A 25,607-nucleotide genomic window follows, 5' to 3' on the forward strand; every position below is an offset into this window, starting at 1 on the left:
CCTGTTTAAAGCGCACTCCCGAACAGTCCTTGGCCAGGAAGTCGAGGGCTGCTGCTAGTTGTTGATAAGTTCTGCGGCAACCGCCGCCAGATCGTCAAAAATCAAGGTGCCTACCGGCAGGTTTTTCGCCTGGGTCTTTTCGCCTTTCCCGGTCTTCACCAAAACTGGCTGAGAGTCGACGGCCTTGGCCGCCTCCAGGTCACCGAGGCTGTCCCCGACGAACCATATCCCAGCCAACGGTACCTTGTAATGTTCTGCAATGATTTTCAACATGCCAGGCTTGGGTTTGCGGCAGTCGCAGCCCTCGTCCGGCCCGTGGGGGCAGTACACCACCAGCCCCACCTCACCGCCCTGCTCGGCCACCAACGTGCGCAGGCGCGCGTGCATGGCGTCCAGGGTGGCAATGTCGTAATAGCCGCGGGCGATGCCGGACTGGTTGGTGGCGATTGCCACCGTCCAGCCGGCCTTGCTCAACTGCGCGATGGCCTCGATCGAGCCGGGCAGTGGTATCCATTCAGCCACCGACTTGATGTAAGCGTCGGAGTCGTAATTGATCACCCCGTCCCGATCGAGAATCAGCAGTTTCAACATGATCAGCCCAGTACGGAAATGTCAGCGATGTTGATAAACAGTCCACGCAGACGCGCCAGCATGGCGTAGCGGTTTTTCCGCACACCGGCATCTTCGGCATTGATCATCACCGCTTCGAAGAACGCATCCACCGGCTCACGCAGGGTGGCCAGACGCGCAAGCGCTTCGGCGTAGTTGCGTTCGGCGATCAGCGGCTTCACCGCGTTTTCTGCCTTGGCGATGGCCGAGTTCAGCGAGAACTCCTTGGCATCGGCAAACAGGCCCGGGTCGACTTCGGCGGTGCCGAGGTTGTCGGCCTTGCCCAGTAGATTGGACACACGCTTGTTCACGGCGGCCAGCGCATTGGCTTCGGGCAACTTGCGGAAGGCCTGTACGGCTTGCACACGCTGATCGAAGTCCAGTGCCGAACCTGGTTGAAGGGCACGCACCGACAGGTACACGGAAACGTCCACGCCTTCGTCTTCGTAACGCGCACGCAGGCGGTCGAACACGAACTCCAGCACTTGCTCGGCCAGACCAGCCTGCTTGACCTTGGCGCCGAACTGGCCGACAGCAAACACCACGGCCTGAGTCAGGTCGAGGTCCAGCTTCTTGTCGATCAGGATACGCAGCACGCCCAGGGCAGCACGGCGCAGGGCATACGGGTCTTTGCTGCCGGTGGGCAGCATGCCGATACCGAAGATACCGACGAGGGTGTCCAGCTTGTCGGCGATGGCCACGGCCGCACCGGTGAGGGTGGTTGGCAGTTCGGCGCCAGCACCGCGCGGCATGTACTGCTCGTTCAGTGCCAGCGCCACATCGCCCGGCTCGCCGTCGTTGAGGGCGTAGTAGTAACCCGCCACGCCTTGCATCTCAGGGAACTCGCCGACCATCTCGGTGGCCAGGTCGCACTTGGACAGCAGGCCGGCACGCGCCGCCCAGGCTGCATCGCCGCCAATGCGCTGGGCAATGTAGGCCGCCAGTTTGGAAACGCGCACGGCCTTGTCGTAGACGCTGCCGAGTTTTTCCTGGAACACCACGTTCTGCAGGCGCAGGTTGAAGTCTTCGAGCTTCTGCTTCTTGTCTTGCTTGAAGAAGAATTCGGCGTCGGTCAGGCGCGGGCGGACGACTTTCTCGTTGCCGGCGATGATCTGCTGCGGGTCCGTACTTTCGATGTTGGCTACGGTGATAAAGCGCGGCAGCAATTTGCCGTCCGCATCCAGCAGGCAGAAATACTTCTGGTTGTCCTGCATGGTGGTGATCAGCGCTTCCTGTGGCACATCGAGGAAACGTTCCTCGAACGAGCACACCAGCGGCACCGGCCATTCCACCAGCGCGGTCACTTCGTCGAGCAGGCCTGGCGGCACGATGGCGGTGCCTTCCTGCAGGCGGGCCAGCTCTTCGGTGCGCTTGCTGATCAGTTCGCGACGCTCATTGGCGTCTGCCAGCACGTAGGCGGCACGCAGGTCAGTGGCGTAGTTGGCCGGTGAGGTGATGCGCACGGCTTCAGGATGGTGGAAGCGATGACCACGGGAATCACGGCCTGCCTTCTGGGCGAGGATCGTGCAGTCGATGACCTGGTCACCGAGCAGCATCACCAGCCACTGGGTTGGGCGCACGAACTCTTCCTTGCGCGCCCCCCAGCGCATGCGCTTGGGAATCGGCAGGTCATTCAGGGAATCTTCAACGATGGTCGGCAACAGGCTGGCGGTCGGCTTGCCGGTGATCACCTGGCTGAACCGCAGTTTCGGGCCGCTCTGGTCGATCTCGCTCAGCTCGACGCCACACTTCTTGGCAAACCCGAGGGCCGCTTGAGTCGGATTGCCTTCAGCATCGAAAGCCGCCTGACGCGGTGGGCCGTCGAGGTTGATGCTGCGGTCCGGCTGCTGGGTTTCCAGCGCGGTCAGCAGCACGGCCAGACGGCGCGGCGCGGCGTAGACTTTCTTCGCTTCAAACTTCAGGCCGGCGCTTTGCAGGCCTTTCTCGATACCAGCCAGGAATGCATCGGCCAGGGTGTTGAGTGCCTTGGGTGGCAGCTCTTCGGTGCCCAGTTCAACCAAAAAATCTTGAGCACTCATTGTGCAGCCTCCAGCTTAGCCAACACTTCATCACGCAGGTCCGGGGTAGCCATCGGGAAGCCCAGCTTGGCGCGAGCCAGCAGGTAGGCTTGGGCGACGGAACGCGCCAGGGTGCGCACACGCAGGATGTATTGCTGGCGCGCGGTCACCGAGATGGCACGGCGGGCGTCCAGCAGGTTGAAGGTGTGGGACGCCTTCAACACCATTTCATAGCTTGGCAATGGCAGCGGCTGGTCGAGTTCGATCAGGCGCTTGGCTTCGCTTTCATAGAAGTCGAACAGTTCGAACAGCTTCTCGACGTTGGCGTGTTCGAAGTTGTAGGTGGACTGCTCCACTTCGTTCTGGTGGAACACGTCGCCGTAGGTCACCTTGCCGAACGGGCCGTCTGCCCACACCAGGTCGTAGACCGAGTCCACGCCTTGCAGGTACATGGCCAGGCGCTCGAGGCCGTAGGTGATTTCGCCGGTGACCGGGTAGCATTCGATGCCGCCGGCCTGCTGGAAGTAGGTGAACTGCGTCACTTCCATGCCGTTGAGCCAGACTTCCCAGCCCAGGCCCCAGGCGCCCAGGGTTGGCGACTCCCAGTTGTCTTCGACGAAACGGATGTCGTGCACCAGTGGGTCCAGGCCCACATGCTTGAGCGAGCCCAGGTACAGTTCCTGAAAGTTGTCCGGGTTCGGCTTCAACACCACCTGGAACTGGTAGTAGTGCTGCAGACGGTTCGGATTTTCGCCGTAGCGGCCGTCAGTCGGGCGACGACTGGGCTGCACATAAGCGGCGTTCCAGGTTTCCGGGCCAATGGCCCGCAGGAAGGTGGCGGTGTGGAAAGTGCCGGCGCCTACTTCCATATCGTAGGGCTGAAGTACCACACAACCTTGCTCGGCCCAGTATTGCTGGAGGGCGAGGATCAAGTCTTGGAAGGTACGCACGGCTGGCGTAGGCTGGCTCACGAAATTCACCTGTTACTTGGGCTGCGATTTAAAGAGCGGGAGTATACCCGATTCGGCCGCGCCACCATCCCCTGGAGCCTTATGCCACGCTGCTTTTGGTGTTCTGAAGATCCGCTGTACATGGCTTATCACGATCAGGAGTGGGGAACGCCGCTGCGCGATGCGCAGGGCTTGTTCGAGTTGCTTTTGCTCGAAGGGTTCCAGGCAGGCCTGTCCTGGATCACGGTTTTACGCAAGCGTGAACACTACCGAAAGGTGTTGTTCGGCTTTGACGCGCAGCGTTTGGCGCAGTTGAGCGATGCTGAAATCGACACGCTGATGCTCGACCCGGGCATTGTGCGCAACCGTCTCAAGCTCAACGCCACCCGGCGCAATGCCGCGGCCTGGCTGGCGCTGGAAGACCCGGTGCAGTGGTTGTGGTCGTTTGTCGACGGCGCGCCCAAGGTCAATCATTTCAAGGACCGCAGTGAGGTCCCGGCGATTACGCCGCAGGCCGAAGCCATGAGCAAAGCCTTGAAGAAAGCCGGTTTCACCTTTGTCGGCCCGACCATCTGCTACGCGTTCATGCAGGCCTCGGGCATGGTCATGGACCACACCGTGGACTGCGACCGTTACGCGGACCTGGCCAACGCCGGTTAGAATGCCGGCTTTGCGCACCACACACGATCAGGAGTGACCTGTGGAAAAGTTTAAAGGCGCCTTGCTGGTAGGCGCTCTGCGATTGTTTGCCCTGTTGCCCTGGCGCGCTGTCCAGGCTGTCGGCACGGCCATTGGCTGGATCATGTGGAAAACCCCCAACCGCTCCCGCGACACGGTGCGGATCAACCTCGCCAAGTGCTTCCCGGCCATGGACCCCGCCGAGCGCGAGCAACTGGTGGGCCGCAGCCTCATGGACATCGGCAAGTCCCTCACCGAAAGCGCCTGCGCCTGGATCTGGCCGGCGCAGCGCTCCATCGACCTGGTGCGGGAGGTCGAGGGCCTGGAGGTGCTGCACCAGGCGCTGGCGTCGGGCAAAGGCGTGGTCGGCATCACCAGCCACCTGGGCAACTGGGAAGTGCTCAATCACTTCTATTGCAGCCAATGCAAACCGATCATTTTCTATCGTCCGCCCAAGCTCAAGGCGGTGGATGAACTGCTGCGCAAACAGCGCGTACAGCTGGGCAACCGCGTGGCGGCGTCGACCAAGGAAGGCATTCTCAGCGTGATCAAGGAAGTGCGTAAAGGCGGCCAGGTGGGCATCCCTGCGGACCCTGAGCCGGCGGAATCGGCCGGGATTTTCGTGCCGTTCTTCGCCACCCAGGCGCTGACCAGCAAGTTCGTGCCGAACATGCTGGCAGGCCACAAAGCGGTGGGCGTGTTCCTGCACGCCCTGCGCCTGCCGGATGGCTCGGGCTACAAAGTGATCCTGGAAGCGGCGCCCGAAGACATGTACAGCACCGACACCGCCACGTCCTGCGCGGCGATGAGCAAAGTGGTGGAGCGTTATGTCGGCGCCTACCCGAGCCAGTACATGTGGAGCATGAAGCGCTTCAAGAAACGCCCGCCGGGTGAAGCGCGCTGGTATTGACTCAAGGTAGGTACAAAACCAGTGTGGGAGGGGGCTTGCTCCCGATGGCGGTCTGTCAGCTAGCCATAGATTGGCTGACACCCCGCTATCGGGAGCAAGCCCCCTCCCACATTGGGTTCAGGTTAAATCTGGCGGTCGAGTTTCTTCAGGAACACCGTCATCTCTTTTTCGGCCTGCTTGTCGCCATGGGCCTGGGCCGCTTCGATGCCCTTCTCCCACGCCAGCCGCGCTGCAGCGCTATCACCCAAGCCTGCATGGGCCTTGCCCAACAACTTCCACGCCGCTGAATACTTTGGATCGAACTCAACGCATTTATGCAGATGCTCAGCCGCGCGGGCGTTGTCCTTCAAGTCCAGATAACCCTTGCCCAAGCCAAAGCGCAGCAGTGAATTATCCACGCCCTTGGCGAGCATTTTTTCCAGGGATTCGAGCATCGCAGCCACTCCGTTCGATCAGAAAAAACTCAAGCCCACGTGGAACAGCTTCTCCACGTCACGGATATGTTTTTTATCTACAAGGAAAAGGATGACGTGGTCGCCGCTGGCAATCACCGTGTCGTCGTGGGCAATCAGCACTTCCTCGTCGCGAATGATCGCGCCAATGGTGGTGCCCGGCGGCAGGCCGATATCGCGGATGGCCTTGCCGATCACCTTGCTGGACTTCGAATCACCGTGGGCAATCGCCTCGATGGCCTCCGCCGCGCCACGGCGCAGGGAGTGCACGCTGACGATGTCGCCACGGCGCACATGGGCCAGCAAGGTGCCAATGGTTGCCAGTTGCGGGCTGATCGCAATGTCGATATCGCCGCCCTGAATCAGGTCGACATACGCTGGGTTGTTGATGATGGTCATCACCTTCTTGGCGCCCAGCCGCTTGGCCAGCAGCGACGACATGATGTTGGCCTCGTCATCGTTGGTCAGTGCCAGGAAGATATCGGCGTCGGCGATGTTCTCTTCCATCAGCAGGTCTCGGTCCGAGGCGCTGCCTTGCAGCACGACGGTGCTGTCGAGGGTGTCGGACAAATGCCGGCAGCGCGCCGGGCTCATCTCGATGATCTTGACCTGGTAGCGGCTCTCGATGGCCTCGGCCAGGCGCTCACCAATCTGCCCGCCACCGGCAATCACGATGCGCTTGTAGGTCTCATCCAGCCGCCGCATTTCGCTCATCACGGCACGAATATTCGCCTTGGCCGCGATGAAAAACACCTCGTCGTCGGCCTCGATCACGGTGTCGCCCTGGGGCAGAATCGGCCGGTCGCGGCGGAAAATCGCGGCCACGCGGGTGTCCACATTGGGCATGTGCTCGCGTAACTGACGCAGTTGCTGGCCGACCAGCGGCCCGCCGTAGTAGGCCTTCACGGCTACCAGCTGCGCTTTGCCGCCGGCGAAGTCGATCACCTGCAGGGCGCCGGGAATTTCGATCAGACGCTTGATGTAGTGGGTGACCACCTGTTCCGGACTGATCAGCACGTCTACCGGAATCGCGTCATTGTCGAACAGGCCGGCGCGGGTCAGGTAGGCCGCTTCGCGCACGCGGGCGATCTTGGTTGGCGTGTGGAACAGGGTGTGGGCGACCTGGCAGGCGACCATATTGGTTTCGTCGCTGTTGGTCACGGCCACGAGCATGTCGGCATCGTCGGCACCGGCCTGACGCAGCACCGTCGGGAACGACGCACGCCCTTGCACCGTGCGAATGTCCAGGCGGTCGCCGAGGTTGCGCAGGCGCTCGGCGTCGGTGTCGACCACGGTGATGTCGTTGGCTTCGCTGGCCAAATGTTCGGCCAGGCTGCCACCCACCTGCCCTGCCCCGAGGATGATGATTTTCATCCGGTCACTCCCTTAAAACCGTTCAGCCGCGCGCGGCGGCGATCTTGATCAGTTTGGCGTAGTAGAAGCCATCGTGTCCGCCTTCCTGCGCGAGCAGTTGACGGCCATGGGGCTGCTTGATGCCGGCCGTGGTGGCCAGGTCCAGTTCGCGCGCACCGCTGGTGCGCGCGAGGAAGGCCTGGATGACCTCGGTGTTTTCGGTCGGCAACGTGGAGCATGTGGCGTAGAGCAGAATGCCGCCCACTTCCAGGGTCGGCCACAGCGCGTCGAGCAATTGGCCTTGCAGCACGGCCAGGGCAGCAATGTCGTCAGCTTGGCGGGTGAGCTTGATATCCGGGTGACGGCGGATCACACCGGTGGCCGAGCATGGCGCATCGAGCAGGATGCGCTGGAACGGCTTGCCGTCCCACCAGGTGGCGGTGTCACGGCCATCGGCGGCGATCAGCTCGGCGCTCAGGCCCAGACGCGCGAGGTTTTCCCGCACGCGCACCAGGCGCTTGGCTTCGAGGTCCACCGCGACGACACCGGCCAGATCCTTTTCAACTTCCAGGATGTGACAGGTCTTGCCGCCGGGGGCGCAACAGGCGTCGAGCACGCGTTGGCCGGGGGCGAGGTCGAGCAGGTCGGCGGCCAGTTGCGCGGCTTCATCCTGCACGCTGATCCAGCCTTCGGCGAAGCCCGGCAGGCTGCGTACATCGGCAGCCGCTTCGAGCACGATGCCATCGATGCTGTACACACAGGCGGCGGCTGCAATGCCGGCATCGGTCAGCAACTGCAAATAGGCGTCACGGCGGTGATGGCGACGGTTAACCCGCAGGATCATCGGCGGGTGTGCATTGTTGGCGGCGCAAATGGCTTCCCAGTGCTCGGGCCAGAACGCCTTGAGGGATTTTTGCAGCCAGCGCGGGTGGGCGGTGCGCACCACCGGGTCGTGCTCAAGCTCGGCCAGCAGCGTTTCGCTTTCACGCTGTGCGCGGCGCAGCACGGCGTTGAGCAGTGCCTTGGCCCTGGGTTTTTTCAGCTTGTCGGCGCAACCGACGGTTTCGCCGATGGCGGCGTGGGCCGGCACACGGGTGTACAGCAGTTGATAAAGGCCCACCAACAGCAGCGCCTCCACGTCCGCATCGGCAGCCTTGAACGGCTTTTGCAGCAGTCTGGCCGCCAACGCCGACAAACGCGGCTGCCAGCGGGCGGTGCCAAAGGCCAGGTCCTGGGTGAAGCCGCGGTCGCGGTCTTCCACCTTGTCCAACTGGGGCGGCAGAGAACTGTTCAGCGAAGCCTTGCCGTTGAGGACGGCGGCCAGGGCCTTGGCGGCGGCCAGACGTGGGTTCATTGCGCAGCCAACCCAAGGAGGGTGCCCAGGGAAAATTTCTCACGGCGGCTGTTGAACAAATCACTGAAGTTCAGCGCCTTGCCACCGGGCAGTTGCAGACGGTTCAGGCACAGCGCCTGTTCACCGCACGCGACCACCAGACCGTCCTTGCTGGCGCCGATGATTTCACCCGGCGCGCCCTCGCCTTCGGCCAGGGTAGCGGCCAGCACTTTCAACGCCTCGCCATTGAGCGTGCTGTGGCAGATCGGCCACGGGTTGAACGCACGCACCAGGCGCTCCAGTTCCACGGCCGGGCGGCTCCAGTCGATGCGCGCTTCGTCTTTGTTCAGCTTGTGGGCGTAGGTGGCCAGGCTGTCGTCCTGCACGTCGCCTTGCAGGCTACCGTCGGCGAGGCCGGCGATGGCCTGGATCACGGCGGGCGGGCCCAGTTCGGCGAGGCGGTCGTGCAGGCTGCCACCGGTGTCTTCGCCGGTGATGGGGGTGGTGACCTTGAGCAGCATCGGGCCGGTGTCCAGGCCTGCCTCCATGCGCATCACGGTGACGCCGCTTTCGCTGTCACCGGCTTCTACGGCGCGCTGGATCGGCGCCGCACCGCGCCAGCGTGGCAGCAGCGACGCGTGGCTGTTGATGCAGCCCAGGCGTGGGATATCCAGCACTGCCTGCGGCAGGATCAGGCCGTAGGCCACGACCACCAGCAGGTCGGGCTTGAGCGCGGCCAGTTCGGCCTGGGCCTCGGCGTTGCGCAAAGTCGGCGGTTGCAGCACGGGAATGTTGTGCTCAAGTGCCAGTTGCTTGACCGGGCTCGGCATCAGTTTTTGCCCGCGACCGGCCGGGCGATCCGGCTGGGTGTACACCGCGACGATCGCGTGAGGGCTGGCAAGCAGCGCCTTCAAGTGTTCGGCGGCAAATTCGGGTGTACCGGCAAAAACAATGCGCAGTGGCTCGGTCATGGGAGGTCTCGGTTAAAAACAGTCACAAAAGAAAAAGGCTTGCCGCAGCAAGCCTTTGGAAGGAGGCATCAAGCTTGCTGGCGATGCTTTTTTTCCAGCTTCTTCTTGATCCGATCACGCTTGAGCGTGGACAGATAATCGACAAACAGCTTGCCGTTGAGGTGGTCGCATTCGTGCTGGATGCACACCGCCAGCAGGCCTTCGGCAATCAGTTCGAAGGGCTTGCCGTCGCGGTCCAGGGCCTTGATCTTCACGCGCAGCGGGCGCTCTACGCTCTCGTAGAACTCCGGCACCGACAGGCAGCCTTCCTGGTACTCGCCCATCTCGTCGGTCAGCGGCTCGAACTCGGGGTTGATGTACACCTTCGGCTCGCTGCGGTCTTCGGACAGGTCCATGACCACCACGCGCAGGTGAACATTGACCTGGGTCGCGGCGAGACCGATGCCCGGCGCTTCATACATTGTTTCAAACATGTCATCGACCAACTGACGAACCTTGTCGTCCACTACGGCCACCGGCTTGGCGATCGTGCGCAGGCGCGAGTCGGGAAATTCGAGGATGTTCAAAATAGCCATAAGCGTAATTGCTGCACATGTGAGGTAGAGGCAAATCGGCGGTGGGATGGACCCAGGCAGCCGGTGTGAAACGTTCGAAAGCCGCGAAGGCGCTGACGTTTCACGCGAACGCACATAATAAAGGAGATTCACCCTGTGAGGAAATCGCTACTCGTCTTGCTGCTCTGGGCCCCGTTTGCCACGGCCCTGATCCCCCCGCCTGGCCCACGCCTGGATCACACCACGCAACAGGCCATCCAGCGGTTTTTGTTGCACAACCGCATTTTTGACTCACCCCAGGACCTGGACAATGCACCCTACATCATCGCGGCGGGCGCCGGCCGTGTGTTGGGCGCCAACGATGAGCGCGTGCATGCCAGAGGCAACCTGGACCCTTCCCAGCCCATTTACGGAATATTCCGACGCGGCAAGGCCTACACCGATCCTCGAACCCAGGAGTTGTTGGGCGTCAACGCCGACGACATCGGCACTGCGCGGTTTATAACCGCCGGCGACCTCAGCACGCTTGCCGTTCAGCGGATCACTCAGGAGATACGTCCTGGCGACCGCCTGCTCCGCGCACCGTCGCCGATTGCGCTGAAACGCCTGGACGCTGCGCAGCCTGGGCCTTTCATCGAAGGCACGATCATCGATATCCCCAAGGGTGTGACCCAGATCGGCGTACTCGACGCCGTGACCCTGAACAAGGGGCGCCGGGACGGCCTGATCGAAGGCCAGGTGCTCAGCGTAATCAAAGCCGGCGCCAGCGTGCGCGACGTTCTTACCGGCGCGTTGGTGACCCTTCCCGATGCACGTGCGGGCACCCTGCTGGTGTTTCGCACTTACGAAAAACTCAGCTACGGCCTGGTGCTCAAGGCCTCCCAACCGCTGGCCGTACAGGACCGCTTTGAGACAGCCGTCAAACACAATGAATAGGTTGCTAAATAAGTTACCAACAGAGTTATCCACAAGTTGTTCCGGTCAAGGATGATCCTATGCTCGCGATAAACCGCAACGAAATATCCCCATCAGAACTGGAAGCAAGGCTGCGCCTGCACCGGCTGCCGGAACTGGGCCCGAAGCGTTTTCAACTGCTGATCGAAGCGTTCGGCTCGGCCTCCAGCGCCATCAGTGCGCCGGCCAGTGCCTGGCGTTCACTCGGGTTGCCGGCCAGCAGCGCCGACGCTCGGCGCAGCCCCGAAGTCCGTGAGGGCGCCGCTGTGGCATTGGCCTGGCTTGAGCGTGCGGGCCAGCATTTACTGATGTGGGACCAACCCGAGTACCCCGCCTTGCTTGCCGAGATCGATAGCGCGCCACCGCTGTTATTCGTCGCCGGCGACCCGCTGATCCTGGAAAAACCACAACTGGCGATGGTCGGCAGCCGTCGTGCTTCGCGTCCCGGCATGGACACCGCTGCCGCGTTTTCCCGCAGCCTGGCGAGCGCCGGTTTTGTCATCACCAGCGGCCTCGCTCTGGGAATCGATGGCGCTGCGCATCAGGCCGCATTGGACGTGGGAGGCCAGACAATCGGCGTGCTCGGCACCGGCCTGGAAAATCTTTATCCACAGCGCCACCGGCGGCTCGCCGCCGCGATGATTGACCAGGGCAGCGCCGTGGTTTCCGAGTTCCCGCTGGACGCCGCGCCCCAGGCGGGCAACTTCCCGCGGCGCAATCGCATCATCAGTGGCCTGTCCCTGGGGGTGCTGGTGGTGGAAGCGAGCATGGCCAGCGGTTCGCTGATCACGGCGAAACTGGCGGCCGAGCAAGGGCGCGAGGTCTATGCGATTCCGGGGTCCATCCATCATCCCGGGGCCAAGGGCTGTCATCAGTTGATCCGCGATGGCGCGATGCTGGTGGAAACCATCGAGCATATCCTCGAAGGATTGCGCGGCTGGCAGGCCTTGTCACGTCCTGCGCCGCTGCCTGTCACTCATCCGCTGGTAGCGTTGCTGCATGCCGCGCCGCACACCAGCGAGGCTTTGGCGATTGCCAGCGGACGACCGTTGTCCCAGGTACTTGCCACCCTCACGGAACTGGAGCTCGAAGGTCAGGTGATCAGCGAGAGCGGGCGTTGGCTTGCGCGCTGCCAGGCTTTGTAGCTGGGTTTTGTAAGGAAGATCGGTAAACTGCGCAGAGCTTTTGTCTGGAGAGTGAGCAAATGGTCAACAGGTGGCGTGTGCTGGAAACCGCACGGGAAATTCGCGCAGGCGCGGTGATTGCCTATCCAACCGAAGCCGTCTGGGGCCTGGGCTGTGACCCGTGGAACGAAGAAGCGGTGGACCGCCTGCTGGCGATCAAGAACCGCTCGGTGGACAAGGGCCTGATTCTGGTGGCGGACACGATTCGCCAGTTCGACTTTCTGTTCGAAGACTTCCCGCAGGATTGGATCGACCGCATGGCCAGCACCTGGCCAGGGCCGAACACCTGGCTGGTGCCTCATCAGGATTTATTGCCGGAATGGGTGACCGGTGTGCACGACACGGTGGCGCTGCGGGTCACCGATCACCCGCTGGTGCGGGACCTGTGCTCGCTGGTGGGCCCGTTGATTTCCACCTCGGCCAACCCCCAGGGCCGCCCGGCCGCCCGCTCGCGGATTCGCGTGGAGCAGTATTTCCGTGGGCAGGTGGATCGGGTGTTGGGGGGCGCGTTGGGTGGGCGCAAGAACCCGAGCCTGATTCGCAACCTGGTCACGGGTGAGGTGGTGCGGCCTTCCTGAGACCGCGTCGCGCTTATCGCGGGCAAGCCCGCTCCCACACTTGATCGCATTCCAACTCGGTCAACAGGTGGGAGCGGGCTGGCCCGCGATGAGGCCCTCAAGGCAACAAAATAGTCGACCCTGTAGTCCGCCGCCCCGACAGCTCTGTCTGCGCCTTCGCCGCCTCCGCCAGCGAATAGCGCTGGTTGATATCAATGCGCACCTTGCCGCTCTTGATCATCGAAAACAGGTCATCGGCCATCACCTGCAAGTCCTTCGCGTTGCCGGCATAAGTCGCCAGCGTCGGCCGGGTGACATACAGCGAGCCCTTCGCCGACAGAATCCCCAGGTTCACCCCGTCCACGGCACCCGACGCATTGCCGAAGCTCACCACCAGACCCCGTGGCGCCACGCTGTCCAGAGACGTCAGCCAAGTGTCCTTGCCCACGCCGTCGTACACCACCGGCACCTTTTTGCCGTCGGTCAATTCCAGCACACGCTGTGCGACGTTTTCCTTGCTGTAATCGATGGTTGCCCAGGCGCCGAGGGATTTGGCCAGTGCAGCCTTTTCCGGCGAGCTGACGGTGCCGATCAGCTTCGCGCCCAGAGCCTTGGCCCACTGACAGGCCAGGGAGCCCACGCCACCGGCGGCTGCGTGAAACAGAATGGTGTCGCCTGCCTGCACCTCATAGGTCTGGCGCAACAGGTATTGCACGGTGAGGCCCTTGAGCATCGCGCCGGCCGCCTGTTCGAAGCTGATGTCGTCCGGCAGGTGCACCAGGTTGGCGGCCGGCAGCACATGCAGTTCGCTGTAGGCGCCGAGCGGCCCGCTGCCGTAGGCCACGCGGTCGCCCACCTTGAATTGGCTGACTTCGCTGCCCACCGCGTCGACCACGCCCGCACCTTCTGCACCCAGGCCCGATGGCAAGGCCGGCGGTGCGTAAAGGCCGCTGCGGAAATAGGTGTCGATGAAGTTCAGGCCGATGGCCTCATTGCGTACCCGCACCTGTTGTGGGCCGGGCTCTGCGGGCGTGTAGTCCACGTACTCGAGCACGTCGGGGCCGCCATGGGCGCTGAACTGGATACGTTTGGCCATCTGCACATCTCCTCAGGTTCGAATTCGCGTAGCCTCCTATCGGACTCCTAAGCTTGACCTTCGTCAACTGCGGCGGCGGCAGGTGCAGTGTTATCCTGTGCGCCCATTTGCCGCCGACGCCCCATGGCTTCGCGCTGCTTTGCCCGATTCAAGGTGACCTCATGACTACCCGCACCGAGGCTGTCAAAGCCTACCTGCTCGATCTGCAAGACCGTATCTGCAGCGCTCTGGAAGCTTTCGAGACGGACACTCGCTTTATCGAAGACGCCTGGACCCGGCCTGCCGGCGGCGGCGGGCGCACCCGTGTGATCGAGAACGGTACGGTGATCGAAAAAGGCGGCGTCAACTTTTCCCACGTATTCGGCAGCGGTTTGCCGCCCTCCGCCAGTGCCCACCGCCCGGAGCTTGCCGGGCGCGGCTTCGAGGCGCTGGGGGTGTCGCTGGTGATCCACCCGCACAACCCGCATGTGCCGACGTCCCACGCCAACGTGCGCTTTTTCATTGCTGAAAAAGAAGGCGAAGATCCGGTGTGGTGGTTCGGTGGCGGCTTCGACCTCACGCCCTACTACGGCGTTGAGGAAGACTGCATCCACTGGCACCGCGTGGCCGAAGAAGCCTGCGCGCGGTTCGGCCCGGACGTGTACCCGCGCTACAAGGCCTGGTGCGACACCTACTTCCACATCAAGCATCGCAACGAGCCGCGCGGCATCGGCGGGCTGTTCTTCGATGACTTGAACGAGTGGGATTTCGACACCTGCTTTGCGTTCATGCAGGCCATCGGCAATGCCTACATCGACGCCTACCTGCCGATTCTGCAGCGCCGCAAGGCGATGGCGTACACCGAGCAGCAGCGCCAATTCCAGGAATTCCGCCGGGGCCGTTATGTCGAGTTCAACCTGGTCTACGACCGTGGCACCCTGTTCGGCCTGCAATCGGGCGGGCGTACCGAGTCGATCCTGATGTCGCTGCCGCCGCAAGTGCGCTGGAGCTACGACTGGAAGGCCGAGGCCGGCAGTGAAGAAGCGCGTCTGACCGACTATTTCCTGCAGGACCGCGACTGGCTGGGTATTGCGCCGCCCAAGGCAGCGCTGTGATGGACCGTTATGTGGTGTTCGGCAACCCCATCGGCCACAGCAAGTCGCCGTTGATTCACCGTATGTTCGCCGAGCAGACCGGCGAGCAACTGGACTACAGCACCCTGCTTGCGCCACTGGAGGATTTCGCCGGCTGTGCCCGTGAGTTTTTCCTGCAGGGGCGGGGCGCCAATGTCACCGTGCCGTTCAAGGAAGAGGCGTTCCGCCTGGCCAGCAGCCTGACCGAGCGGGCGCGGCGCGCCGGTGCGGTCAACACCCTGAGCCAACTGGGCGATGGCACCTTGCTGGGCGACAACACCGATGGCGCCGGCCTGGTGCGCGACCTCACGGTCAACGCCGGGCTGACGCTGGAAGGCAAACGTATCCTGTTGCTGGGCGCCGGTGGCGCGGTGCGTGGTGCGCTGGAGCCATTGCTGGCCGAGCGACCCGCGTCGCTGATCATCGCCAACCGCACCGTGGAGAAAGCCGAATCACTGGCCGAGTTGTTCGACGATTTGGGCCCGGTGTCGGCCAGCGGTTTCGATTGGCTGCGTGAGCCGGTGGACGTGATCATCAACGCCACCTCGGCCAGCCTGTCAGGCGATGTACCGCCGATTGCGGGCAGCCTGATCGACCCGGGCAGGACATTCTGCTACGACATGATGTATGCCCAGCAGCCTACTGCGTTCTGTCGCTGGGCCAGCGAACACGACGCGGCGATCGCGATGGATGGCCTGGGCATGCTGGTTGAGCAAGCGGCCGAAGCATTCTTCCTGTGGCGCGGTGTGCGCCCGGATTCGGCGCCGGTGCTGGCTGAACTGCGCCGACAGTTGGCCTGACACCCATCCAATTATGGGAGGGGCTCAGTCTTCGAAATGGATGGGGCAACGGTCGGCGCCTTCCAGCTTTCTCAGTTCCTCTACCACCTGGGGCCGAGCCCGGCGCAAGGTCAGGCTGCGTCCCAACCCCTGCAACCGCCGTGCTTCCTGGTGCAGCATCTCCACCCCCGAATAGTCGATGAAATTGATCTGTTGCGCCTCGATCACCACCCGCTTCCCCGCGAGTCGTTGCAGGCGCACCTGCAGGTAATGGCTGGCGCCAAAAAAGATCGAGCCGCCCACCCGCAGCACATCATCTTCACCGTCGCGCCAGTGCTGGACGCTGGGTTGTGACGTGCGCTTGAGGTAGAAAAACAGCGAGGCCAGCACCCCCGCATAAATTGCCGTCTGCAACTCCAGCAGCAAAGTCGCCAACAGCGTCAGGCTCATCACCACGAATTCCGCGCGACTGACCCGGAACAACGCGCCAATAGCGCGACGGTCCACCAGGCCCCAGCAAATCAGCAGAATGCTCGCCGCCATGCTCGGGATCGGGATCCGTGCGATCAACGCCGCGCCAAACAACGCGAACAACGCCACCCACAGCGCCGAAAATACCCCGGCCAGTGGTGAGCAGGCGCCCGCCTCAAGGTTGAGGCCCGAGCGCGTGAAGGAACCGGCCGACAAATAGCCGGAAAAAAATCCGCCGACCATATTGGATAAACCCTGCGCACGAACTTCCTGGTTGGCATCGAGCAATTGCTGCGAGCGCGCCGACAAGGCGCGCGCAATCGACAGGCTGGTCACCAGCCCCAGCATGCCCACCGCCACGGCGCCGGGCAGCAGGCGCAAAATCACGTCCAGGTCCATCGGCAACGGGCTGAACGGCGGCAGCTTGCCGATAAACCCACTCACCCGCGCTACGTGCCCGAACATCGCCGGCCACAGCCACGCGGCCAGGCTGCTCAGGGTCAGGGCGATCAACAGCGTCGGCCAGCGCGGCACCCGGTACTTGAGCAACGCGCCCAGCAGCAAGGTGCCGAGGCCCAGGATGAGCGAGGCGTGGTCCCACTCGCCGCGATGTTCGATCAGTGCCAGCAGGCTGTTGAGGGCGGTGGTCTGGCTCGGCAGTTCAAGCCCCAGCAGGTTGGGCAACTGCCCCAATGCGATGACCACGGCGGCGCCGAGGGTGAAGCCGAGTACCACGGAGTGCGAGACGAAATTCACCAGCGCACCGAAGCGCAGCAGGCCGAGCAGCCACTGGAACACGCCAGCCAGGAACGTCAGCAGCAGGATCAGGCTGATGTAGTCCCGCGAGCCCGGCACGGCCAATGGGCTGACGCTGGCGTAGAGGACGATGGAAATCGCCGCCGTAGGCCCGCAGATCAGGTGCCAGGACGAACCCCACAGGCAAGCGATCAACACCGGGATGATGGCTGCGTACAGGCCGTATTCAGGTGGCAGGCCGGCGATCAGCGCGTAGGCAATCGACTGTGGCAGGGCAAGTACGGCGCCGCTGAGACCGACCAGTGCGTCCCGTCCGACGCTCGCGCGGGTTTGATTCGCCAGCCAGGCGAGGAAGGGAAAGAGTGTGTAGCGAGTGGGCCGGGGCATCTGTAACTCGGCTTGAAAGATTTGGCTCAAGATTATCAGCACCCACATGCCCCTGTGGGAGCCAGCTCCCACAAAAGCTCATTCCCACAAAGTGGCAGCGGTGGGGCTTTAGAGCTGGGCTTTGACTGCCGCCAATGCGTCCTTGCCATCCACGGTCTTCACCCCATCAAGCCACTTGTCGAGCACCGCAGGGTTGGCCTTGATCCACGTCTTCGCGGCCTCGGCGTTGCTGACCTTGTCGTTGGCCACCTGCGCCATGATGCTGTTCTCCATGTCCTGGGTAAAACTCAGGTTGGTCAGCAGTTTCCCCACGTTCGGGCAGGCCTGCGTATAACCCTTGCGGGTCAGGGTGTAGACGCTGCCGGTATCGCCGAAGTACTGCTCGCCGCCCTTGAGGTAATGCATCTTCAACTGCACGTTCATCGGGTGCGGCGTCCAGCCAAGGAAGGTGACGAAGCGCTGCTTCTTCACCGCCCGCGACACTTCGGCGAGCATCGCCTGTTCGCTCGACTCGATCAGTTTCCACTGGCCCAGGTTGAAGTCGTTCTTCTTGATGATCTCCTGCAGCGAGATATTGGCCGGCGCACCGGAGCCGATGCCGTAAATCTTCTTGTCGAACTTGTCGGCGAATGTGTTCAGGTCGGCAAAATCATGCACCCCCGCATCCCACACATAATCCGGCACGGCAAGGGTGAACTCGGTGCCGTCGAGGTTCTTCGCCAGTTGCACCACATCGCCATTGGCCACGAACTTGTCGTAAAAGCCTTGCTGCGCCGGCATCCAGTTGCCGAGGAACACATCCACTTTGCCGTCCTTGAGCCCGCCAAAAGTAATCGGCACCGCCAGGGTGTCGACCTTGGGTGTGTAGCCCATGCCCGTCAGCAAGAAACCGGTAATGGCGTTGGTTGCGGCAATGTCGCTCCAGCCCGGATCAGCCATTTTTACCGTTTCGCAACGTGTGTCCGCGTACGCATTGGCGCTGGCCAGCGCCAGAATGCTCAGTATCACCGTCAATTTTTGCATGACCTTCCCTCTGTCTGTTTATTGGTTCTGGCAGGGTTGTGGATAACGTGCCTTGCGCTCCAGGTCGTCGAGGTCGATGTGGTTGCGCATGTATTGCTGGCTGGCGTCCACCAGCGGCTGGTGGTCCCAGCTCTTGAGCGTGCCCTGGGTCAGTGCCTCGAACACCAGGCGACGACGGCGTTGGCTGGCGAGCACCTGCTGGTGGATCGCCGGGATGTCCCATTTGGCCCGCGCCTCTGTCAAAAACGCCTCGAACAGCGGCCGGTGTTCCGGTGACTGGCTGAGGTCTTCCCGCTCGTGCGGGTCGTTGTGCACATCGAACAGCAGACACGGATCGTCTTCGCTGTAGATGAATTTCCAGGCGCCCCGGCGAATCATCATCAAGGGGCTGATGGTGCCTTCGGCCATGTATTCGCCAAACACTTCGTCGTGCCCGCCCTGCCCTTGCAAGTGCGACACCAGCGAGCGGCCGTCCAGCGGCAGGCGCGGGTCGAGTGCGCCGCCGGCCAGTTCCACCAGGGTAGGCAGCAGGTCGGCGGTGGACACGGCCGACGTGACGCGGCCGGCGGCGAACTGCCCTGGCGCACTCACCAGCAACGGCACGCGGGCAGCCATTTCAAACCAGTGCATTTTGTACCAGAGGCCGCGCTCGCCGAGCATGTCGCCGTGATCGCCCGAAAAGATGATGATCGTGTCGTCGGCCAGGCCGGTGTCTTCCAGGGTTTGCAGGAGCTTGCCGACGTTGCTGTCAATGTAGCTGCAGGCGCCGAAGTAGGCGCGGCGCGCATCGCGGATCTTGTCGACCGGCAGCGGCTTGTCCCATAAGTCATACACCTTGAGCAGCCGTTGGGAATGCGGGTCGAGGTCACTCTGCGCAGGCGTCACGGGCAACGGGATGTCGCTGTCGTCGTAGAGGTCCCAGAACGGTTTGGGAATGGTGTACGGGTCGTGAGGGTGGGTCATCGACACGGTGAGGCAGAACGGCCGGTCGCCGTCCTCGCGAATGTGGTCGAACAGGTACTGCTGAGCCTTGAACACCACCTCCTCGTCGAAATCCAGCTGGTTGGTGCGCACGCAGGGGCCGGCCTGCAGCACCGATGACATGTTGTGAAACCAGCTGGGGCGCACATCCGGCTCGTCCCAGTTCACCGCCCAGCCGTAATCGGCGGGGTAGATATCGCTGGTCAGGCGCTCTTCAAAACCGTGTAACTGGTCGGGGCCGCAAAAGTGCATCTTGCCCGACAGCGCGGTGCGGTAGCCCAGGCGGCGCAGGTAGTGGGCGTAGGTCGGCACATCGGCGGGAAAGTCCGCCGCGTTGTCGTAGGCGCCGATCTTGCTCGGCAGCTGGCCGCTGACCAGCGTGAAGCGCGACGGTGCGCACAGCGGGCTGTTGCAATAGGCGGCGTCGAACACCACGCCCTGGGCGGCAAGACGGCTCAGGTTGGGCAGCTTGATTGGGGAAGGTCCGTAGAACGGCAGCATCGGCGCGGCCATTTGATCGGCCATGATGAAAAGAATGTTCTTGCGCTTCATGATCTATCGGCATTCCATAGGCGGTGTTTATGCCAGTGAGCATGCAGCCCATGAAAAGTGGGGTAAAGCCCATGAAAAGCAATGTCTAGGATAAGCACAGCTTATGTATGAAGCCCTCGGCGACCTGTCCCTCGACCTGCTGCGCGCCTTCGAAGCCGCTGCGCGCCACCGCAGCTTTACGGCGGCGGCGATGGAGCTGGGCGCCACCCAACCGGCGATCAGCCAGCAGATCAAACGCCTCGAAGAACAGCTGGCGATCCGCCTGTTTGATCGCATCTACCGCGGCATTGAACTGACAGACGCCGGCGCGCTGTTGTTCGAGCATGTGCAGGGCGGCTTGCAGGGCATCAATCAGGGCCTCAGCGCGATTACCCAGCAGGACCAGCACGAAGTGCTGCAGGTGGCCACCGACTTTGCCTTCGCCGCCTACTGGCTGATGCCGCGCCTGCACCGTTTTCATGAGGCCTACCCGCAGGTGGACGTGAGCCTGGTGACCAGCGAACGCAACCACGCCAGCCTGCGCAGCGACCTCGACGTGGCGGTGCTGTTTGGCGACGGCCGCTTCAAGCAGGGCGACAGCCTGTGGCTATTCAACGAGGAAGTATTCCCGGTGTGCAGCCCCCAGTGGCTCAAGGATCAGGCCCGGCCACTGAGCGTGCAGACCTTGCCCGAGTACCCGCTGCTGCACCTGCGTCAGGAGACCAACAGCCAATGGTTCAATTGGGCTGGCGTGTTCCGCGAGCTGGGGATCGCCGCAGCGCCCACGCCCGGCCAGTTGCGTTTCGACAACTACACCCTGCTGATCCAGGCGGCGATTGCCGGCCAGGGCGTGGCCATCGGCTGGCGGCACCTGGTGGATAACCTGCTCGAGCAGAACTGGCTGTGCCGGCCGATCAGCGACACGGTGATCTCGCGCTTCGGCTACTACGTGGTGCAGCCACAGCGTAAACGACGCGGGCAACTGGTCGAGCGATTTGTCGACTGGTTGCTGGCGGAGCAGGCCAGCAGCGCGCAATCGCTGACCGGACTGGCCCTGCCCTCGATTGCCGTCTAGCATTTGGCGCACATCCGCTGCGGAGGCCGCCATGCAACGCATCAAGGGCTATCACGCCCATATCTACTTCGACGCCGACACCCTCGATCAGGCCCGCACGTTGTGTGAAGACGCCGCCGCACTGTTCCCGCTGCGCATGGGGCGCATGCACCAACGGCCGGTGGGCCCGCACCCGGACTGGAGCTGTCAGCTGGCGTTCGACGTCGAATACATCGGTGTGGTGCTGCCCTGGCTGGTGATCCATCGCAATGGCCTGGTGGTGTTCCTGCATCCGGACACCGGTGACGACCTCAAGGACCACACCGACTACGCGATCTGGATGGGGGCGATGCGGGAGCTGAACCTGAGCGCATTTACATAAATGGCCGTTGATTCCCTATATATGGGACAGATATTTATATATTGAGATTCGCGCCGCCTTGGGTTTATATTCGCCCATCCGCTCAGAACACTCAGGTGAAGCGATGCAGGCGCAATTGATCGCGCTCGATTGGGGGACCAGCTCCCTTCGTGCTTACAAACTCGGCCCCGCAGGCGTGGTGCTGGAACAGCGCGCGCTGGCGTCGGGCATCATGCATTTGCCCACCGAGGCCCGCGCTATCGCCGGTGTGCGCTGCACCGATGGCTTCGAGCTGGCCTTTGACGCGGCCTGTGGCGACTGGCTCGACGCGGCGCCCCATCTGCCGGTGATCGCCTGCGGCATGGTCGGCAGCGCCCAGGGCTGGAGCGAAGCGGCCTATCGCGCTACACCCGTCGACGTCTCCAGCCTGGGCCAGGCCTTGCACCGGGTGCGCAGCCTGCGTGGTGTGGAGGTGCACATCGTGCCCGGTGTGATCGAGCCGGACGGCTTGCCCAATGTGATGCGCGGCGAAGAAACCCAGGTGCTGGGCGTGCTGCAAAGCCTGCCGGCGGGCGCTGACGTATTGATCGGCCTGCCCGGCAGCCATTGCAAATGGGTCAAGGTGGTCGATGGCCGCATCACCCATTTCGACACCTTCATGACCGGTGAGCTGTTCGCGATATTGAGCAAACACAGCATTCTGGGGCGTACCCAACAGCCCTGTGAGCAGTTCCAGGCCCAAGCCTTTGACCGAGGCGTACACGTGGCGCTGTCGGCCGATGGCCAGCGCGGTTTGCTGTCCACCCTGTTCAGCGCCCGTACCCTGGGCCTCACCGCCGAACTCTCGGCCGAGCAACAAGCGGATTATCTTTCCGGCCTGATGATCGGCCATGAACTCGCCGGCCTGCCAGGCAGCGCAAAACACCAGCCGATCATCCTGGTCGGCGCCGCTGCTCTTTGCACCCGCTATCAACGCGCCCTCGCCCTTTGCGGCTTCGGCCATGTCAGCCTGGCGCAGGAAGCCACCGAGCGCGGCCTGTGGCAATTGGCCGTGGCGGCCGGGCTCACTCAACCAGCAACGGAGGCCTGACATGCTCAAGCACGCACTGGCACAAAACGGTTTGATCGCGATCCTGCGCGGCGTACGCCCGGACGAAGCCCTGGCCATCGGACTGGTGTTGTACGACGCCGGTTTTCGCGTGATCGAAGTGCCGCTCAATTCGCCCGACCCCTACACCAGCATCCGCACCCTGCGCGACACCTTGCCCGCCGATTGCCTGATCGGTGCCGGCACGGTGTTGACGCCGGAACAGGTCGAGCAGGTCAAGGCGGCCGGCGGCCAGGTGATCGTCATGCCCCACAGCGATGCCAAGGTACTGCGTGCGGCAAAAGCGGCCGGCCTGTACCTGTCGCCGGGTGTGGCGACGCCCACCGAAGCGTTCGCGGCATTGGCCGAAGGCGCCGATGTGCTGAAGCTGTTTCCGGCCGAGCAAATGGGCCCGGCGGTGATCAAGGCGTGGCTCGCGGTATTGCCGGCGGGCACCCTGCTGCTGCCGGTGGGCGGCATCACCCCGGACAACATGCAGGTGTTCAGCGACGCCGGCGCCAAGGGTTTCGGGTTGGGTTCCGGGTTGTTCAAACCGGGTATGACAGTGGATCAGGTCGCGAGCCGCGCCCAGGCGTATGTCGCCGCCTGGAAAGCCCTGAGCTGATATCAAGTTCCGCGCCCGCAGGCGCCGCATCGATAAGAGAGATAACAGATGAAAATCACCAAACTGACGACCTTTATCGTCCCGCCGCGCTGGTGCTTCCTCAAGGTCGAGACCGACCAGGGCGTGACCGGCTGGGGTGAGCCGGTGGTCGAGGGCCGCGCCCACACGGTGGCGGCTGCCGTTGAAGAACTGTCCGACTACCTGATCGGCAAAGACCCACGCAATATCGAAGACATCTGGACCGTGCTCTATCGCGGCGGCTTCTACCGTGGCGGTGCCGTGCACATGAGTGCCCTGGCCGGTATCGACCAGGCGCTGTGGGACATCAAGGGCAAGGCCCTCGGCGTGTCCGTGAGCGACCTGCTCGGCGGCCAGGTGCGCGACAAGATTCGCGTGTATTCGTGGATCGGCGGCGACCGTCCGGCTGACACCGCGCGTGCCGCCAAAGAGGCCGTGGCCCGTGGCTTTACCGCGGTGAAAATGAACGGCACCGAAGAACTGCAGTTCGTCGACAGTTTCGACAAAGTCGACCTGGCCCTGGCCAACGTGGCGGCCGTGCGTGATGCAGTCGGCCCCAACGTGGGCATCGGCGTCGACTTCCATGGCCGCGTGCACAAGCCGATGGCCAAGGTGCTGATGAAGGAGCTGGACCCGTACAAGCTGATGTTTATCGAAGAGCCGGTGCTCAGCGAAAACTATGAAGCGCTGAAAGAGCTGGCGCCGCTGACCAGCACGCCGATTGCCCTGGGCGAGCGCCTGTTCTCGCGCTGGGACTTCAAGCGCGTGCTCAGCGAGGGCTACGTCGACATCATCCAGCCGGATGCCTCCCACGCGGGCGGCATCACCGAGACGCGCAAGATCGCCAACATGGCCGAAGCCTACGACGTGGCGCTGGCTCTGCACTGTCCGCTGGGCCCGATTGCCCTGGCGGCCTGCCTGCAACTGGACGCGGTCTGCTACAACGCGTTTATCCAGGAACAAAGCCTGGGCATTCACTACAACGAGAGCAACGACCTGCTCGACTACGTGCGCGACCCGGGCGTGTTCGACTATGACCAGGGCTTTGTGAAGATCCCCAACGGCCCGGGCCTGGGCATCGAGATCAACGAGGAATACGTGATCGAACGCGCGGCCATCGGCCACCGCTGGCGCAACCCGATCTGGCGCCATGCCGACGGCAGCTTTGCCGAGTGGTAAGCACGCTCTGACTGAAAGAATGCGGTTAAACAGGTGGGAGGGGGCTTACTCCCGATAGCTGGGTGTCAGTCGACATTTTCAGTGGCTGATTCACCGCTATCGGGAGCCAGCCCCCTCCCACCCAGTCCTCAATAAACATAAAAAGAGGCACTCCCCATGCAACCTGAATCCCTCACCGGACAGGCTTCTCTCGTCACGCCTAGCCGAAAGCGCTACTTCATCGGCCTGCTGCTGTTCATCACCGTGGTGATCAACTACCTGGACCGCAGCAACCTGTCGATTGCCGCGCCAGCTTTGACCAGCGACCTGGGGATCGACCCGGTGCATGTCGGGCTGATCTTCTCCGCGTTCGGCTGGACCTACGCGGCCATGCAGATTCCCGGCGGCTGGCTGGTCGACCGGGTGCCACCGCGCATCCTCTACACCGCCGCCTTGCTGTTGTGGTCGATTGCCACGGTGATGCTGGGCTTTGCCGCCAGCTTTATCGCGCTGTTTGTGTTGCGCATGGCGGTCGGCGCACTGGAGGCCCCGGCCTATCCGATCAACAGCCGTGTGGTGACCACTTGGTTTCCCGAGCGCGAACGCGCCACGGCGATTGGCTTTTATACCTCGGGGCAGTTCGTCGGGCTGGCGTTTCTGACGCCGGTGCTGGCCTGGCTGCAACACCGGTTCGGCTGGCACATGGTGTTTGTCGCCACGGGCGGCGTGGGCATCCTGTGGGCGCTGATCTGGTACGCGGTGTACCGCGAGCCGAAGGATTTCAAAGGCGCCAATGCGGCGGAAATTCAACTGATCCGCGACGGCGGCGGCCTGGTGGACATGCAGGCGCAGACCAAAAAGGCGCCGTTCAGTTGGGTCGACCTGGGCATTGTGCTGAGCAAGCGCAAACTCTGGGGCATCTACCTGGGCCAGTTCTGCCTGAACTCCACGCTGTGGTTTTTCCTGACGTGGTTCCCCACTTACCTGGTGAAATACCGTGGCATGGATTTCATCAAGTCCGGCCTGCTGGCCTCGCTGCCCTTTCTCGCGGCGTTTGTCGGTGTGCTGTGTTCCGGGATCTTTTCCGACTGGCTGATCCGCCGGGGAGCGTCGGTGGGCTTTGCACGCAAGTTGCCGATCATCAGCGGGCTACTGATTTCCACTGCGATAATCGGCGCCAACTACGTGGACTCGACGGCGTGGGTGATTGCCTTCCTGGCGCTGGCGTTCTTCGGCAATGGCCTGGCATCGATCACCTGGTCGCTGGTGTCGACCCTGGCCCCTGCGCGTTTGCTGGGACTGACGGGCGGGGTATTCAACTTCATCGGCAATCTGTCGGCGATTGCCACGCCAATCGTGATCGGCTTTCTGGCCAGCGGCGACTCGTTTGCGCCGGCAATAACCTACATCGCCGTGCTGGCGCTGCTTGGCGCGTTGTCCTACGTGCTGCTGGTGGGCAAGGTCGAGCGGATCGAGTTGTAAACCCTGACCCGCCTGTGGTGGCGGGCGGGCTTCTGTGGCTAGCAGGCTTTTTGTGTTGTGGCGAGCGGGCTTGCTTGTGGCGAGCGGGCTTGCCCCGCGTTGGGGTGCGAAGCGCCCCCAATCAGGCAAAACGCGGTGTACCTGATACGACTCAGCGTCTGGT

25 protein-coding genes are annotated in these 25,607 nt (G+C 63.0%); 13 read left to right on the forward strand and 12 right to left on the reverse strand.

Annotated features, from left to right (window positions below):
• Nucleotides 1-54: 54 nt before the first annotated feature.
• From gmhB to glyQ, 3 genes are read right to left on the reverse strand one after another with little or no spacing between them, the layout of a single operon-like run.
• On the reverse strand, nt 55-594 hold the full coding sequence (gmhB, locus tag JOE32_RS17430; protein ID WP_173670281.1) for a D-glycero-beta-D-manno-heptose 1,7-bisphosphate 7-phosphatase: 540 nt from the start codon (nt 592-594) through the stop codon (nt 55-57).
• Nucleotides 594-2,648, reverse strand: coding sequence for a glycine--tRNA ligase subunit beta (gene glyS / locus JOE32_RS17435; RefSeq protein ID WP_209986696.1), 2,055 nt, complete (start codon nt 2,646-2,648; stop codon nt 594-596). Before glyS ends, gmhB begins: the two co-directional genes overlap by 1 nt.
• The gene (gene glyQ, locus JOE32_RS17440) at nt 2,645-3,598 is read right to left on the reverse strand and encodes a glycine--tRNA ligase subunit alpha (RefSeq protein ID WP_003213601.1); all 954 of its coding nucleotides are present in this window, start codon (nt 3,596-3,598) and stop codon (nt 2,645-2,647) included. The genes glyS and glyQ overlap by 4 nt, the downstream gene beginning before the upstream one ends.
• Nucleotides 3,599-3,679: 81 nt before the next feature.
• Between glyQ and tag the strand changes: the two genes are divergently transcribed.
• Together tag and JOE32_RS17450 are read left to right on the forward strand one after the other, a co-directional pair.
• Complete coding sequence (gene tag, locus JOE32_RS17445; RefSeq protein ID WP_209986699.1) at nt 3,680-4,237, forward strand: DNA-3-methyladenine glycosylase I; 558 nt, start codon at nt 3,680-3,682, stop codon at nt 4,235-4,237.
• Between the two features lie 40 nt (nt 4,238-4,277).
• A complete protein-coding gene (locus JOE32_RS17450) occupies nt 4,278-5,165 on the forward strand; it encodes a lysophospholipid acyltransferase (protein WP_209986702.1) in 888 nt (295 codons plus the stop codon).
• A 122-nt stretch (nt 5,166-5,287) separates the two neighbouring features.
• Here the strand turns inward: JOE32_RS17450 and JOE32_RS17455 are convergent, their stop codons facing one another.
• The 5 genes from JOE32_RS17455 to def all read right to left on the reverse strand — a co-directional run bounded on the left by JOE32_RS17455 (nt 5,288) and on the right by def (nt 9,849).
• Nucleotides 5,288-5,599, reverse strand: a complete 312-nt coding sequence (locus tag JOE32_RS17455; RefSeq protein WP_209986705.1) for a hypothetical protein — start codon at nt 5,597-5,599, stop codon at nt 5,288-5,290.
• 18 nt (nt 5,600-5,617) lie between these two features.
• Entirely contained in the window at nt 5,618-6,991 is a 1,374-nt protein-coding gene (gene trkA, locus JOE32_RS17460; RefSeq protein ID WP_209986708.1) for a Trk system potassium transporter TrkA, read from the reverse strand.
• Between the two features lie 22 nt (nt 6,992-7,013).
• Entirely contained in the window at nt 7,014-8,324 is a 1,311-nt protein-coding gene (gene rsmB / locus JOE32_RS17465) for a 16S rRNA (cytosine(967)-C(5))-methyltransferase RsmB (RefSeq protein WP_209986746.1), read from the reverse strand.
• Nucleotides 8,321-9,274, reverse strand: a complete 954-nt coding sequence (gene fmt, locus JOE32_RS17470; RefSeq protein WP_209986748.1) for a methionyl-tRNA formyltransferase — start codon at nt 9,272-9,274, stop codon at nt 8,321-8,323. Before fmt ends, rsmB begins: the two co-directional genes overlap by 4 nt.
• Before the next feature lie 68 nt (nt 9,275-9,342).
• Complete coding sequence (gene def / locus JOE32_RS17475) at nt 9,343-9,849, reverse strand: peptide deformylase (RefSeq protein ID WP_003233625.1); 507 nt, start codon at nt 9,847-9,849, stop codon at nt 9,343-9,345.
• 135 nt (nt 9,850-9,984) lie between these two features.
• Between def and JOE32_RS17480 the strand changes: the two genes are divergently transcribed.
• From JOE32_RS17480 to JOE32_RS17490, 3 genes are read left to right on the forward strand one after another with little or no spacing between them, the layout of a single operon-like run.
• Entirely contained in the window at nt 9,985-10,764 is a 780-nt protein-coding gene (locus JOE32_RS17480) for a peptidoglycan-binding protein (protein WP_209986750.1), read from the forward strand.
• A gap of 59 nt (nt 10,765-10,823) precedes the next feature.
• Nucleotides 10,824-11,927: a DNA-processing protein DprA gene (gene dprA / locus JOE32_RS17485; protein ID WP_209986752.1), complete on the forward strand. Its 1,104-nt coding sequence runs from the start codon at nt 10,824-10,826 to the stop codon at nt 11,925-11,927.
• A 59-nt stretch (nt 11,928-11,986) separates the two neighbouring features.
• On the forward strand, nt 11,987-12,544 hold the full coding sequence (locus tag JOE32_RS17490) for an L-threonylcarbamoyladenylate synthase (protein ID WP_057006224.1): 558 nt from the start codon (nt 11,987-11,989) through the stop codon (nt 12,542-12,544).
• A gap of 97 nt (nt 12,545-12,641) precedes the next feature.
• Here JOE32_RS17490 and JOE32_RS17495 read toward each other — a convergent pair whose 3' ends face one another.
• Complete coding sequence (locus tag JOE32_RS17495; RefSeq protein WP_209986754.1) at nt 12,642-13,619, reverse strand: NADPH:quinone reductase; 978 nt, start codon at nt 13,617-13,619, stop codon at nt 12,642-12,644.
• Nucleotides 13,620-13,780: 161 nt separating this feature from the next.
• On the opposite strand from JOE32_RS17495, the gene hemF reads away from it, so the two are divergent.
• Both hemF and aroE read left to right on the forward strand, forming a co-directional pair.
• Nucleotides 13,781-14,713: an oxygen-dependent coproporphyrinogen oxidase gene (gene hemF, locus JOE32_RS17500; RefSeq protein ID WP_209986756.1), complete on the forward strand. Its 933-nt coding sequence runs from the start codon at nt 13,781-13,783 to the stop codon at nt 14,711-14,713.
• Entirely contained in the window at nt 14,713-15,531 is an 819-nt protein-coding gene (gene aroE, locus JOE32_RS17505; protein WP_209986758.1) for a shikimate dehydrogenase, read from the forward strand. The genes hemF and aroE overlap by 1 nt, the downstream gene beginning before the upstream one ends.
• 24 nt (nt 15,532-15,555) lie before the next feature.
• On the opposite strand, the gene JOE32_RS17510 is transcribed toward aroE, so the two are convergent.
• The 3 genes from JOE32_RS17510 to betC form a co-directional block, all read right to left on the reverse strand.
• A complete protein-coding gene (locus JOE32_RS17510; protein WP_209986760.1) occupies nt 15,556-17,124 on the reverse strand; it encodes a SulP family inorganic anion transporter in 1,569 nt (522 codons plus the stop codon).
• Between the two features lie 108 nt (nt 17,125-17,232).
• Nucleotides 17,233-18,147 (reverse strand): choline ABC transporter substrate-binding protein, encoded by a 915-nt coding sequence (gene choX, locus JOE32_RS17515; RefSeq protein WP_209986762.1) that lies wholly within the window; start codon nt 18,145-18,147, stop codon nt 17,233-17,235.
• Between the two features lie 18 nt (nt 18,148-18,165).
• Nucleotides 18,166-19,680: a choline-sulfatase gene (betC, locus tag JOE32_RS17520; protein ID WP_209986764.1), complete on the reverse strand. Its 1,515-nt coding sequence runs from the start codon at nt 19,678-19,680 to the stop codon at nt 18,166-18,168.
• 103 nt (nt 19,681-19,783) lie between these two features.
• Between betC and JOE32_RS17525 the strand changes: the two genes are divergently transcribed.
• From JOE32_RS17525 to JOE32_RS17550, 6 genes are all read left to right on the forward strand, one after another.
• Nucleotides 19,784-20,734, forward strand: coding sequence for a LysR family transcriptional regulator (locus JOE32_RS17525; protein WP_209986766.1), 951 nt, complete (start codon nt 19,784-19,786; stop codon nt 20,732-20,734).
• Between the two features lie 31 nt (nt 20,735-20,765).
• Nucleotides 20,766-21,095 carry a DOPA 4,5-dioxygenase family protein gene (locus JOE32_RS17530; RefSeq protein ID WP_209986768.1) on the forward strand — a complete coding sequence of 110 codons (330 nt, stop codon included), beginning with the start codon at nt 20,766-20,768 and terminating at the stop codon, nt 21,093-21,095.
• A gap of 103 nt (nt 21,096-21,198) precedes the next feature.
• Entirely contained in the window at nt 21,199-22,164 is a 966-nt protein-coding gene (locus tag JOE32_RS17535; protein WP_209986769.1) for a 2-dehydro-3-deoxygalactonokinase, read from the forward strand.
• A gap of 1 nt (nt 22,165) precedes the next feature.
• On the forward strand, nt 22,166-22,786 hold the full coding sequence (locus JOE32_RS17540; protein WP_209986771.1) for a 2-dehydro-3-deoxy-6-phosphogalactonate aldolase: 621 nt from the start codon (nt 22,166-22,168) through the stop codon (nt 22,784-22,786).
• 48 nt (nt 22,787-22,834) lie between these two features.
• The gene (gene dgoD / locus JOE32_RS17545; RefSeq protein WP_003233648.1) at nt 22,835-23,983 is read left to right on the forward strand and encodes a galactonate dehydratase; all 1,149 of its coding nucleotides are present in this window, start codon (nt 22,835-22,837) and stop codon (nt 23,981-23,983) included.
• 156 nt (nt 23,984-24,139) lie between these two features.
• Nucleotides 24,140-25,444, forward strand: a complete 1,305-nt coding sequence (locus JOE32_RS17550) for an MFS transporter (protein ID WP_209986773.1) — start codon at nt 24,140-24,142, stop codon at nt 25,442-25,444.
• Nucleotides 25,445-25,607 lie beyond the last annotated feature (163 nt).

The organism is Pseudomonas sp. PvP025, assembly GCF_017832155.1.
GTDB lineage: Bacteria > Pseudomonadota > Gammaproteobacteria > Pseudomonadales > Pseudomonadaceae > Aquipseudomonas.